At 61.9% G+C, this 12,550-nt stretch carries 12 protein-coding genes and 1 tRNA gene; 9 read left to right on the top strand and 4 right to left on the bottom strand.

Annotation, left to right across the window (positions count from 1 at the left end):
* The first annotated feature begins 18 nt into the window (after positions 1–18).
* Positions 19–95 (top strand) — tRNA-Met (locus H163_RS0117835).
* Positions 96–317: 222 nt separating this feature from the next.
* On the opposite strand, the gene H163_RS0117830 is transcribed toward H163_RS0117835, so the two are convergent.
* Complete coding sequence (locus tag H163_RS0117830; RefSeq protein ID WP_026356009.1) at positions 318–1,208, bottom strand: LysR family transcriptional regulator; 891 nt, start codon at positions 1,206–1,208, stop codon at positions 318–320.
* 100 nt (positions 1,209–1,308) lie between these two features.
* Here H163_RS0117830 and H163_RS0117825 point away from each other — a divergent pair, with 100 nt between their 5' ends.
* The 3 genes from H163_RS0117825 to H163_RS0117815 all read left to right on the top strand — a co-directional run bounded on the left by H163_RS0117825 (position 1,309) and on the right by H163_RS0117815 (position 4,133).
* Positions 1,309–2,049: a sulfite exporter TauE/SafE family protein gene (locus H163_RS0117825; protein ID WP_019965978.1), complete on the top strand. Its 741-nt coding sequence runs from the start codon at positions 1,309–1,311 to the stop codon at positions 2,047–2,049.
* A gap of 390 nt (positions 2,050–2,439) precedes the next feature.
* Positions 2,440–3,504, top strand: coding sequence for a PDDEXK family nuclease (locus H163_RS0117820; protein WP_019965977.1), 1,065 nt, complete (start codon positions 2,440–2,442; stop codon positions 3,502–3,504).
* A gap of 233 nt (positions 3,505–3,737) precedes the next feature.
* On the top strand, positions 3,738–4,133 hold the full coding sequence (locus H163_RS0117815) for a VOC family protein (RefSeq protein ID WP_019965976.1): 396 nt from the start codon (positions 3,738–3,740) through the stop codon (positions 4,131–4,133).
* On the opposite strand, the gene H163_RS0117810 is transcribed toward H163_RS0117815, so the two are convergent.
* Together H163_RS0117810 and H163_RS0117805 are read right to left on the bottom strand one after the other, a co-directional pair.
* Positions 4,085–4,618: a helix-turn-helix domain-containing protein gene (locus tag H163_RS0117810; protein ID WP_244296158.1), complete on the bottom strand. Its 534-nt coding sequence runs from the start codon at positions 4,616–4,618 to the stop codon at positions 4,085–4,087. The two genes, H163_RS0117815 and H163_RS0117810, sit on opposite strands and share 49 nt — an antisense overlap.
* A 193-nt stretch (positions 4,619–4,811) precedes the next feature.
* Positions 4,812–5,177, bottom strand: coding sequence for a winged helix-turn-helix transcriptional regulator (locus H163_RS0117805; protein WP_019965974.1), 366 nt, complete (start codon positions 5,175–5,177; stop codon positions 4,812–4,814).
* 138 nt (positions 5,178–5,315) lie between these two features.
* Between H163_RS0117805 and gstA the strand changes: the two genes are divergently transcribed.
* The 5 genes from gstA (at position 5,316) to H163_RS0117780 (ending at position 9,801) form a co-directional block, all read left to right on the top strand.
* Complete coding sequence (gstA, locus tag H163_RS0117800) at positions 5,316–5,942, top strand: glutathione transferase GstA (RefSeq protein ID WP_019965973.1); 627 nt, start codon at positions 5,316–5,318, stop codon at positions 5,940–5,942.
* Positions 5,939–6,316 carry a nuclear transport factor 2 family protein gene (locus tag H163_RS0117795; RefSeq protein WP_019965972.1) on the top strand — a complete coding sequence of 126 codons (378 nt, stop codon included), beginning with the start codon at positions 5,939–5,941 and terminating at the stop codon, positions 6,314–6,316. Before gstA ends, H163_RS0117795 begins: the two co-directional genes overlap by 4 nt.
* Positions 6,317–6,360: 44 nt before the next feature.
* Positions 6,361–6,576 (top strand): tautomerase family protein, encoded by a 216-nt coding sequence (locus H163_RS0117790; protein ID WP_019965971.1) that lies wholly within the window; start codon positions 6,361–6,363, stop codon positions 6,574–6,576.
* A gap of 145 nt (positions 6,577–6,721) precedes the next feature.
* The gene (locus H163_RS0117785; RefSeq protein WP_019965970.1) at positions 6,722–7,645 is read left to right on the top strand and encodes a helix-turn-helix domain-containing protein; all 924 of its coding nucleotides are present in this window, start codon (positions 6,722–6,724) and stop codon (positions 7,643–7,645) included.
* Positions 7,646–7,812: 167 nt separating this feature from the next.
* Positions 7,813–9,801: a copper amine oxidase gene (locus H163_RS0117780; RefSeq protein WP_174234536.1), complete on the top strand. Its 1,989-nt coding sequence runs from the start codon at positions 7,813–7,815 to the stop codon at positions 9,799–9,801.
* A 543-nt stretch (positions 9,802–10,344) separates the two neighbouring features.
* Here H163_RS0117780 and H163_RS0117775 read toward each other — a convergent pair.
* A complete protein-coding gene (locus tag H163_RS0117775; protein ID WP_019965967.1) occupies positions 10,345–12,459 on the bottom strand; it encodes a UPF0149 family protein in 2,115 nt (704 codons plus the stop codon).
* Positions 12,460–12,550: the final 91 nt, after the last annotated feature.

The raw sequence follows: 12,550 nt of genomic DNA, 5'->3' as shown, positions 1-12,550 counted from the left end.
CAACAACCACCCAACTAACGCGGGGTGGAGCAGCCCGGTAGCTCGTCAGGCTCATAACCTGAAGGCCGCAGGTTCAAATCCTGCCCCCGCAACCAAATCAAAAAAAACACACAAAACCTCGCCAAAAGCGGGGCAAAAATCGTTACTCCATAAACACATCTCAAAAAAGAACAAAACAGAAACAAAGAAAACAGAAAACGCGCGAAACAGCCCCTCTCAAATCAGAAAATCAATGAAAATCACGGCTCAAAAATACCGGCCGCTTCGTCCGCAAAGCTGCCGAAACTGCTCTGACGCCGGAGCCTGAATTCCGGTCCTCACGGCCGCGCACTCGAGGTCAGATGGGCGAAGAGACTGCGCGCCTGAGGTGTCAGCTCTTCCCGGTTGTGGATGCAGACCGACAACTTGCGGGTCGCCCACGCATCGAGCAGGCGCACTGATGCGACATGTATTGATCCGGGCAAACGGCGCACCGCAGTTTCCGGTACGATGCCGAGACCGGCGCCCGCTGATGCCATGCGGCAGATGCCTTCGAATGAGCGCATCCGCACGCGTGTTTTCAACCTCGTTCCGAGGCTGACTGCCTGAGCATCGACATGGTCCTGCAAAGCGCTCCCCATGAGCCCAATGAACTGCCGGTGAAGAATGTCCGCAAAGGCGACACGTTTGCTGCCCGCCAATTCGTCATGGCGCGCGGCAACCACGACCAGCCTGTCGAGGGCGAAAGGATGAAGTTGCAAGTCACCGGTGGCGTTCGCCTCCGAGAGAACGCCGATTTCGGCCAGTCCGGCGGAGACAGCTCTCGCAATCTCCGCGCTCTGGCGCTCCCTCATCTCCAGATCGACTTGAGGATGCATCGCCATCCACGGGGCGAGCTTACCGGGCAGAAACTCGGTGAGGGCTGCCGTATTCGCCAGAACCCGTACAGTCGCGCGAAGACCCTTGGCATGTTCGCCAAGTTCGCCCCGCATCTGCGCCACTTGGCGCAGGATCAGCCGCGCATGATGCGCCAGCGATTCACCTGCCTCAGTCGGGGTGACGCCTCGCCGCCCGCGTTCGAGCAGCTTCACCCCGCCGTCAACCTCCATATCGCGCAAGCGCTCGCTTGCTGCCGGAAGCGACAGCCCGGCATCTGCCGCGCCATGCGTGATGGTGCCGCCATCCACCACGGCGAGGAACAGTCGCAGGTCTGTGAGGTCGAAACGCATGCCGGTGACCATAGCCGAACGTTAGCCTTCGGCATAGCCGAAGTCTTGCTGCGGATCATCCACATTGTGTGCGCGTGGCACGCTCTTGTATCCACACATCATGATGGACTTTTCGATCCCGCTTGTTGCAGCAACCTTTTTCGCCGCCGGTCTGGTCAAGGGCGTTACCGGAATGGGGCTCCCCACCGTCGCCATGGGCATTCTCGGCGCGCTTATCTCTCCGCTCGCCGCCGCGAGCCTGCTGCTGGTGCCGTCCTTCGTGACCAACGTGTGGCAGCTTTGGGCGGGACTGAATCCTGGTCCTCTCGTGCGCAGGCTGTGGCCGATGATGCTTGCCGTCGCCGCCGGCACGATCGTGGGTTCGCCGCTCCTCGCGGGCGGTGATACGCGCATAACCACCGGCGCGCTCGGCGCGGCGCTGATGGCCTATTCCCTCTACACGCTGTTTGCCCGCCAGGTGCGTATCTCCGGCCGGCTTGAGCTTCGGCTGTCTCCCGTGATCGGAGCGGTCACAGGCCTCATCGCAGGTGGCACCGGTGTGTTCGTGATCCCGGCCGTTCCCTATCTTCAGGCGCTCGGTCTGAACAAAGACGATCTTGTGCAGGCGCTCGGCCTGTCCTTTACCGTCTCCACGATTGCACTGGGGGCCGGACTGGCGGGGCATGGAGCGCTCCAGCTTGATAACCTGGCGCTATCCGCGCTGGCGGTCATGCCTGCCCTCTGCGGCATGTGGGCCGGGCAGATCCTTCGCAAGCGGATCAGCCCGCCGGCCTTCCGCCGGTGGTTTCTGGTGGCCCTGTTGTTTCTGGGCGCTGAGATGGCTTTGCGGGCGATGCTCTGATGGCCACGCGTGGCAGGCTCGCAGGTAAGAAAATGCCGGGAACTGCGCAAACGTCAATCACATCACATGCAACGAGCGCCAGCCGGATCTATATCGCCGTAGCCTCATGCGCTGGCGTCACGAGGCTTGGCGGCCTTCTTGCGCAACGGCGCAGCCTAATCCATGTCGATGTAGATGATTTCGGCTGGGGCCGTATGGATCATTCCTTCCCACGGGATCAGGAAAAACGCTTAGACCTCGTTCGCCGATCTTTGCCTTTGGACCAGTGGGTGCACCCATGCGACATGGAAAAGGCAGGATGTTCGCGGGACGTTCCTCCCGTGATCCTGGTTGCCAACCTGTTCTCCGGTATGCAACAGTGGCGAAGGTGTTCCTCAGGTTGTGCCCTGCATGCCGATTTACGAATTTGCGCCGGATCGTATCCAGCCCCTGACAAAGACCACCTTTGGTGCCATGCAACTGCATGAGCGCCGCGATCTGCAGCGTCTGCTGCGCGAAAACATTGCCGTCATCGCCCCCGACACATTGGTTATCGCCGAGGAATACGGCGAATGGGACGATTCCCGCCGCCGCATCGATCTGCTCGGGATCGACCGCGATGCCAATCTCGTCGTCATCGAATTGAAGCGCACCGAAGACGGCGGCCACATGGAGTTGCAGGCCATCCGCTATGCGGCGATGGTCTCGACCATGACCTTCGATCAGGCAGTGTCCGCGTTCGACCGCTATTTGCGCCAGATCGGCCGTGAAGACGCGGACGCGCGGGGCGGGCTTCTGGCCTTCCTGGGGTGGGACGAGCCTGATCACGACCAGTTCGCGCAGGAGGTGAAGATCGTCCTTGCCTCGGCCGAGTTCTCGCTGGAACTGACGACCGCCGTCCTCTGGCTGAATCAACGCGACCTCGACATCCGCTGCGTACGCTTGCAGCCCTACAACCTGTCGGGCCGGGTGCTGGTCGATGTCCAGCAGATCATCCCGCCGCCCGAGGCTGCGGAATACCAGGTTCGGGTGCGCGAGAAGGTTCGCAAGGAACGCGAGGCCCGGACCAGCGGTGCCGATCATACGAAGTATGACCTGCGGCTTGGTCAGCAGGAGTTCCCGCGAGAGTCGAAACGTTGGGCGATCCTGCGGACCTTCCGCTACTTGGTCGAAAGCGGTATCGCGCCCGAGGAGGTTGCCAAACACTGCGGCCCCCGCGCCAACCGTGCCCTCCGTTCGGTCGAAGGCGAGGTAGGCCACGATGACTTCGTGCGCCTCGCGACCGAATCCCGCGCTGAGCTTGGCAAACGCTTCGACCCGATCCGTTGGTTCTGCGGGGACGATGAACTGCTGCGTGTCGGCGGTCGCACCTATGCCTTCTCCAGCCAGTGGGGCGGGGACGACTGGCTGGACGCGATGACCAATCTGCGCGACGCCTTCCCGGATCGCGGGATCGTCTTCACGCCCGCTGGCTGAACCCGCTGATCTGCTCTGCCTTTTCACTTGGTCAGAGCCGTCATGTCCCCGAAGCCAACTCGGGGACGACTGACCCGGCGTCTCTCTCACGCTGGATGAAACTTGGGGGCAAGGTCTGGCGGATCCGCTGCACCGGTCATCCTTTTGGGGAACAGCTTGGCGTGATCCTTCAAGACAAATCTGCCGCTCATGTTCAGATGTCCCTCTGGCACCACATGCCTTGGAGGAACTGAATGATCCTGAGATATACGATCCTTTATGTCGAAGATGTTGCGGCAACGCTTGATTTCTACGAGCGCGCGTTCGGTCTGAAGCGGAGCTTCCTGCACGCATCGGGGGATTATGGGGAACTGGCGACAGGGGACACGAAACTCGCGTTTTCGTCGGTTGAACTGATGAAACAGCTCGGCAAGAAGCCTGGAAAGCCAGTGCTGCAAGCGCCCGTGTTCGAAATCGCCTTTGAGACAGATGATGTCCAGGCGGCATTCGACCGTGCGGTTGCAGCAGGGGCAAGGCCGGTGCAGCAGGTTCGCGACGAGCCGTGGGGGCAGACTACCGCCTATGCCGGCGACTTAAACGGTTATCTTGTCGAGATCTGTTCGCCGGTCCAGTTGCCGAGCGCGGGCTGAGACAGCAGACCGATGATCGCAGTGTTGCGGCGCAGATGACCCGGGCTCAGCCCGAACCACCTTACGAACTCCCGGGTCATGTGGGCCTGATCGCTGAAGCCGCATCTATCAGCGATGTCCGCAAGCGGCGCAGTGGTGGCTAGCAGGGCGGCTGCATGACGCGCCCGTGCCAGCAGGCGCCAGAAGTCCGGCGGCGGCAGACGCCTGTTCAAAAAGAGCCTCTGCATGGTCCGGATGGAAACGCCCAGGTCCCGCGCGGCGGCCCCGGGGGTGGCGCAAGGGGCGGCGAGTGCCGCAATGGCGTCATCCAGACCAGTGTGCCCGCCGCATTCCTCTTCCACGATGGCTTGTGCGCGGCTTGTATCTGCGGCAACCGCCTCAAGGGCCTTGGGCGACAGGGCAGCACCCGGGCGCAGGCGGTAGCCCGTGATCCGGACGCCGGGGCGCAGATCGGCAATACGGGGCCGGAAATCCAGTCCGGTCAAGACGATGTCTACAGGCCCGTCCGTATTCCGGATGATCAGCAGGTCGCGGCATCCATCCGGAAATATGGGCGCTTTCTCCGGCCCTTCCGCATGATGCTGCCACTCGATGAACCGGGTTTCATTCTGCATCCCAAACCAATAGCAACTGTCTGCCCGGCCTGTCAGCAGGGAATGCTGCAAAGGGCTGACCTCTTCAGGCGGGATTCGCCCCGTTCTCTGCGGCTGCCTTCAGCTTGTGGCCGACCGCGACGATGGCATCCAGCGCCGGAACCAGTTCCTCGCCAAGGGGCGTCAGCGCATATTCGACGGAAGGCGGCGAGGTGGGCTGGATGGTGCGGGTCAGCACGCCCTTGCTTTCCAGCTCACGCAGGCGCTGCGACAGAACCTTGGCGGAAACTGGCGGGATATCCAGCCGCAACTCGCTGAACCGCCGCGGCCCGGCACGCAGATGCCAGATCACATTCGGCGCCCAGGCTCCGGCGATGATGGCCATGCACTCGGTCAGGGCGCAGGGGGTGGGCGGCTGTGCGCTGTGGTTCTTGCGAAGTTTCAGGCTCATGTCTGGAACCGGCTCCTGCCATGGCTGTTCATGGGGTTACTGCGGAGAAACCTGATAATCAGGTAACTGATGGAAACCAGGTTGGCAAGGGAAACCGAAATGCCTACCCTCCAGCCATCAACAGCAAGGACCCTTCTCATGAAGCTCTATTACAAGCCCGGCGCCTGTTCCATGTCATCACGGATCGTGCTGCATGAACTCGGACTGCCCTTCACGGCCGAGAAGGTCGATACCGAAGCCGGCCTGACCGGCTCTGGTGCCGACTACCGCAAGATCAATCCGAAGGGCTATGTGCCTGCGCTGGAGATCGAGGGCGGGGCCGTGCTGACGGAAAACCCGGCGATCCTGCAGTTTCTGGCCGACAGCCATCCGGAGGCCGGCCTTGCGCCTGCCCCGGGCACCGTGGAGCGCGCGCGCCTGCAGGAATGGCTGAACTTCACCGCGTCGGAACTGCACAAGGCATTCGGCCCCTATTTCCGTGGCAAGCCGCTCACGGACGGGGAGAAGGCGGCGGCCTCAGACCAGCTGGAGCGGCGCATCGGCGATGTCGAGCACGGGCTGGACGATGGCCGGAGCTTCATTCTGGGCAACCAGTTCAGCGTCGCAGATGCCTATCTGGCCGTGGTGCTGAACTGGACCCGTTTCATCGGGATGGATCTGGCACGCTGGCCGCATGCGGCCGCCTATCTGGCCCGGATTGCGGAGCGCGCATCGGTGCGGCAGGCGATGCAGGAAGAAGGCCTGCCCGGCGGAGAAGCCGCATGACACAGGCTTTTCACGAGATCTCCACAGTTCTGCAGGACTATTTCGACGCCCTGTATTTCTGCGACACAGGCATCCTGCAGCGCGTCTTTCATCCCAGGGCAATCTATGCCACCGCCGATGAGACGCCGCTGCTCTACCGCTCCATGGAAGAGTATGTCCCGGTTGTCGCGGCCCGCCAGTCTCCGGCGTCACGGGACGAGCCGCGCCGCGATCACATCGATGCCATCGATCTGGCCGGGGACAACACGGCCTTTGCCCGGGTGCGCTGCTCGATCGGGCAGCGGGACTTCGTCGATTTTCTGACCCTTGTGCGCAGCGAGGGGCAATGGAGGATCATCGCCAAGGTCTTTCAGATCATCGAGCGCCAGCCTTAGTCCCTGTTTTTGTTTTCTTTCCGGGCAAACTCCAAGGAGCAGCCATGCCTTATGTGAACATCAAGATCACCCGCGAAGGGGCAACGGCCGGCCAGAAGGCCCGCCTTATCGAAGGGGTGACCCGTCTTCTTGCCGACGTGCTGGACAAGAACCCTGCAACCACCTTCGTCGTCATTGACGAGGTGGCAATGGAAGACTGGGGCATCGGCGGCCTTCCGGTTGCCGAGTACCGCAAGACCCTCGCCAGCGGGCCAGCCTGAGCGTTCCCCTCCGGCGCTCTCATGCCGGTGCCTCCCGGTCGTAGGCCTTGCGGCAGGGCCGGTGATAGGCCCGGTGATAGGCAAAGCCCCCAATCTGTGGTGAACTAGGCAGGTTGAAGGGCTTTGCGGAAACGGGGAGGACGCCATGGAGCCGCTGACGACGCCTCAGCACCGGCAGGTGCCCGTCGAGGAACTGCAGGCGGACCTGAACAGGGTCTGCGGCGCCTTTTCCCTGCAAACCAGGCGGCCGGGCGGCGTCATCCATGGCGCGGTCTCCGGCCGCCGCACCGGGCCATTCGACACAGCCGCCGTTGCTCTCGATGCATCGGCCGTCGTGCGCGATGCCCGGGCGATCCGGCGGGCGCCGGGCGAGCATTTCTTCCTGATCGTGCAGGAGAGCGGTTGCTGCCGGATCGCTCAGGAAAGCCACTCCACCTTGCTGTCGGCCGGGGACATGGTCCTGGTCGATGCGGCAAGGCCCTCGGAATTCTCATACGGCGCCGTGCAGTCCCGGCAGATTTCCCTGCATCTGCCGAAGGAGGAGATTGCCGGGCGTTTCGGCCATGCCTGCGATGGCGGCCTGCCCATCTCCCGCAGCGATCCGCTCTGGCTGGCGATGCGGGCGGTTCTTTCCAAGATGTCGGCCGGTTCGGGTGCCCAGACGGAACTGGGGGAGGCGATGTTCAGCCTGCTGGGTGCCTATGTCAGTTCCCTGCGGGCAGGCGGCCTGCCGGAACGCGGCACCGGGCTTTTGTCCCGCGCCCTGCAGCTGATCGACCGCTACAGATCCGATCCGGCCTTCGGGCCGCGGGAACTGGCGATGCGGCTCAATGTCTCCGAACGCACGCTCCAGCGCCATTTTCAGCCGCTTGGTGAAACGCCGGGCAGGCGCCTGCTTGAGCGCCGTCTTGAGCTTGCCCATGCCAGGCTGACCGGTGCCTGCCGCCGTCCGGGCGAGACAGTCACCTCCATTGCGCTGGATTGCGGCTTCAATGACCTGTCCTATTTCCACCGCGAGTTCCGCAGGAAATACGGCGCAACTCCAAGGACTGCCGCCAACGGCAGCTGACGGTTTTTTTCAATGGCCCTGTCGGCTTCGTCCAAGTCTGACGGCCAGCCCGCTTGCACAATCGGATCCCTGAAGCCTTCCGGGGTGCGGAAGCTTGAGCTTTTCAAGGCGTGATGCGCCAGCATCTGCTGCCTTGGGACAACAGCAAAAAACAAGAGGGAACACGGATGAAACTGACAAGACATCTGGCGTCCGGAGCATTGGCTCTGGGACTGGGCGCGGGGCTTTGGGCCTCAGGAGCCGCTGCTCATCCGCTCGACGGGCTGACGGCGGAGGAATACCAGAAGATCAACCAGATCCTGCGCGAGCAGAAGGTTACGGACGATGACACGCTCTATCCGCTGATCGAACTGAAAGAGCCGCCCAAGGCGGATGTTCTGGCCTGGACCGAAGGCTCCAGTCTCGACCGCAAGGCAACGGTTTATTTCACCAACGCCGGCGGCTTTGGCGAGGCGGTTGTCAACATCACGCAAGGCACGGTCGAAAGCAATGAGCGGGCCGCAGGCCAGCCGATGGTGCTCTTCACGGAGTTCATCGACGCGCTGGAGGGCGCTCTCAGCCATCCGGAGATGGTGGCGGGCCTTGCCCGGCGCGGGGTGACGCCGGAGGAGGCCTTCTGCCTGCCGCTGACGGGCGGGAACTTCTTTACCGAGGAATACACGAACTCCCGGCTGATGAAGGTGCCCTGCTACAAGGTGCCGGATGGATCCAACTTCTACGCCAAGCCGATCGAGGGGCTTTTCGCCATCTACGATATCGGCAAGAAGGAGGTGCAGCGCGTCATCGACACCGGCACCATTGCATTGCCTCAGGATGGCTGGGGCTATACGGAAGAGGAAGTGGCCGCGCGCCTGCCGCTGCGCCCGCAGTCCAATCCCGCCACGCTGTCGCAGGACGGCGGCCCGAACTTCACGGTCAAGGGCAGTCATCTTGAATGGGACATCTGGCGCTTCAATTTCCGCATCGACAAGCGCCCGGGCCTCGTGATCTCGAACCTTGATGTCAATGATCAGGGAACATGGCGGTCTGTCATCTATCAGGCGCATCTGTCCGAGGTCTTCGTGCCCTATATGGACCCGACCGAGGGCTGGTACTGGCGCACCTACATGGACAGCGGCGAATATGGCTTCGGACTGTTCCTGAGCCCGCTGCGGGCCGGGATCGACTGCCCGAAGCACGCCACCTTCCTTCCGGCGACCATTGCCGATGACAAGGGGGCAGCGCTGGTCATTCCCGACGCCATCTGCGTCTTCGAGCGCAACACCGGTGATCCGGCCTGGCGGCATTTCGAGGTCTTTGCCCAGACCCCGGAAACACCTGTTCCGGCGGAAGGGCGGCCTGCAACGGAGCTGGTTGTGCGCACCGCCTCGGAAGTGGGCAACTACGACTATCTCATCGACTACCGCCTGCAGCAGAACGGGCAGATCAACATCTATGTCGGGGCCACCGGGCTTGATGCCGTGAAGGGCGTTGTCTCAACCTCAATGAAGGATGCGACGGCAAAGGAGGACACGGCATATGGCACGCTGATCGCGCCGAACCTCGTTGCGGCCAATCACGATCACTATTTCAACTTCCGCATCGACTTTGACGTCGATCAGCCGGTGAACCATTTCTCCACCATGGACATCGTGCCTGCGAAGCTTGACCCGTCTTCCCCGCGCAAGTCGATGTGGACGGTCGAGCACAACATGCCGCATACGGAGCTGGAGGCGCGCTACAAGATCTCGGCCATGCAGCCGCGCTACTTCCATATCTCGAACCCCTCGCGCGAGGGCTATCTCGGCCATGAGCCGGGCTGGATGATCCATCACGGCAATGTTGCCTATGGGCCGTTCGACTTCGCCAACGATCCGCCGATGAAGCGCAACGCCTATATCGAATATTCGGTCTGGAATACGGTCTATGATCCGGAGCAGCGCTATGCGGGCGGCAAGTTCGCCATGCAGAGCGACGGTTCCGGCACGCTGGCCGAATGGGTGAAGCAGGACCGGAGCCTGATGGGCCAGGACATCGTGACCTGGTTCTCCGCCGGCTTCCACCACATTCCCCGCATGGAGGATTGGCCGGTCATGTCGACGGAGTGGAAGACCGTCCACATCATGCCGCACAACTTCTTCGCCCATAATCCGGCCCTGACGCTCAGAAAGGACTGAGTTCAGGACCTGACCGGGACCATGAACGAAGGACCGGGCCCCGGAGAGGCAATCCTCCGGGGCCCGGCTCTTCAGGAAAGTGTTTCCATCGGACTGCCAGTCAGGCACTTACTCCTCTCCCCCCCCCTTAAGCTACTGCATGCACATCTTGCTTGAAGCCGGAGACGGCTTGGAGAAAGCCTGAAGTCTGGTCACACTGGCACGGTCTTTCAGACCCCTCCCACGAAACATGCAAGCCGGGGACAAACCAAGACACACAAACCACACACCATTGATAGGGGGACCAGTGCAAGCAACGGCCAAGGACAGATCAAAACGATGCATTCGCCGCTGAAATGAGGTGAATGCGGCTACTTTCTTGCCGGTATGGTGCTCCAATTTTTACTCAGATCTGAGTTTGTTCTCTGGGGGGCATTCTTTGTCACCAATCCGGACGCAGACGGCTTACCTGAAGCCCTGCTTCTCACGGACTGGAGTCTCCGGCAAAGCCAGTGCTGATCACTTGACCAAACCTCGATGAGTCAAGCTCATTGAGGTTTGGTCTTACTCCATGTTCCGGGTGTGGCGGGCCGCGATGCATTCGCTCAGGGTCTTTATCTCTTCCGGGTGGAACCCCCTCGGGATGGCATCTGCCACGGTCTGCAGCATCTGCCGGTCGCTGGAGGTCATCGCCTTGGCCGGCCAGGATGACTTGAAATGCGTCCGGGCATGGCTGAAGCCTGTGGCCCAGGCCTGCATGGCCTTCCTGCTCCGGCGGGACATTGCTGCGGTAAACAGTGCGCCTTCATGCGCCTGATCGAGGCAATTGTTTGCCCGCATCATCAGCAGCCCGGCAAACCGCTGGATGTTGTCCATTGTGATGCTTGCCCTCGCGTTGTTCAGGATTTCGGGTAGCCATTTGTCTGGAGAAATTTCCTTAGGGGCGATGACCGCCGCCATCAGGAAACCGTCAATCCAGTCGGCCGTGACGGTGGAACCTTTCAGAATGCCTGCCAGTTCCCCCTTGCGTTCAGGGGCTTCCTCATCTTCCTCTGCTTCGTGCAATTCCTCGGGCATGGGGCTCATGTCCATGTAATGGGCATCCTGCAGCAGTGCCTGCATGGTCTGCCCATGGATGAAGGACATGGCTGGTATTTTCTTCAGGTCCTGCCCTTCGAGGAGGGCGAGGGCGGCCGCCGTGAAACTGTCCGCATCCGGGTGCCCGGCATCTGCCAGCGTGCCGGCTGACAGGGCGAGATGCCGTGCCCAGACGTCACGCCGGGTCTCGAGCAAGCGCCACAATGCGTTGTCCCGGGCCTTCCTGCTTTTGTGGCTTCTGAGCAAGTCGTGTGACTGATCGCTGTCCTCGAACCAGCTCAGGATGATCTCATGGCGCGTCCACCACTCAGCGCTGGCATTGACAAGCTTGCCACGCTCTTGCGCCGGGAGGCCGCGGATCCGCTGTGCTGAAGGCAGATCCTCGATCAGGGCTTCGGTGCTGACCGTTTCCGGCCGCAACGCACCCAGTCCGCAAAGCTCTGCAACTTCCATCAAGCCAGGTGCCGGGGGCAGGCCGGCAGCCAGGCCATCGGCAAGCGCCATGGCGAGACTGCGCTCCATCCATGAACGGCTGATCTTGACCGGGCTGGTTTCTACGCTGAAGTTTTGGATCAGGCTATTTTGCTGGCGCACGGAACCGAAGCTGAGTGCGTAGGCGTCCTTGATGCCATGGCCCTGCTTGAGAAGCAGCATGGCAGCCTTCCGGCGGTGTCCCGACTGCAGTGCGACGAGAAAACTCCATGCGCCAGCGCCATCAGGCAGAGTTGCCATGACCGACTGGATGGTCCAAGGGACGGTGGGCGTTCCCGCCGAATATCCAGACCGCATGGCTTCCTTCAAGGCACGGTCCACGGCGGCACTTGCACCATCCTGGGGCATCCAGTTCCGCAGGAACGCCAGCTTTCCGGCCGTGTCAGACGGGAGCATTCCGGCCGCAGCGTTTTCCGCAAGGCCATGGGCGGCAATGGCGCGAACGGATGCACTCTGGTCAAGCAGCCAGAAGCACGACAGTTTCGCGTGGACAGGCCCCGGCTGGCGGACCGACCATGCGATGAGATGCTCACGCATTTGCGCAGGCATTGCCGCCAGCATTTCCACCAGCAGCCCGTAGACTTCCAGTGCATCGCCTTCCGTCTGTTCCAGCAGATTGCTGAACAGCTGGTCCAGCAGTGCGTGCTCCTCTGCTGCGTCCTGTATGGGAAGTGATACGGCTTCCTGCTCCATGCCGGAGGCGCGGATCTCCAGTGATGCGGGCGCCGGCAGCCCGGCCCGTATCCATAGAGGCGCGAGACGCAGCCTGTGAAACGCAGTCAGGCGCTGCTGCCCTGCTGCCAGATCAACCGCCTCTGTTATGGCCGCCAGCAGCGCTCCGCCACGCTTCTGGTGGCTTTCATAAGCCATACGCGCAGTATCCAGGGCATTTCCCAGCAGTTCGGCCAGCACTTCCAGCTTGGTGTTACCCTCGTCCAATGCACAGATTTTCATGACCAGCTGCCCGCCGAGCGCAGGCGAGCGCAGCAGCGACTGGCTGATATGGCCGGTCACCTCGCGGCGGATATCATGATGATCCTTCAGCCTGAGCAGCTCTGCCAAGGCGATCTCGAACTGTTCGCTTGTCACGTTACCCAACCTTCTGCATTGCACTTCTGCTGCTTGGTACTCTGGCAAGTGGGGCTGTCATTGTCACTCCTGTGGATGCAGTCTGCAGTCT

Origin of the sequence: Pannonibacter phragmitetus DSM 14782, from assembly GCF_000382365.1 — a bacterium.
In the GTDB taxonomy this organism is placed as follows: domain Bacteria; phylum Pseudomonadota; class Alphaproteobacteria; order Rhizobiales; family Stappiaceae; genus Pannonibacter; species Pannonibacter phragmitetus.
The sequence above is the reverse complement of the archived record's forward strand: the minus strand, read 5'-3'. Positions and strand labels throughout refer to the sequence as shown.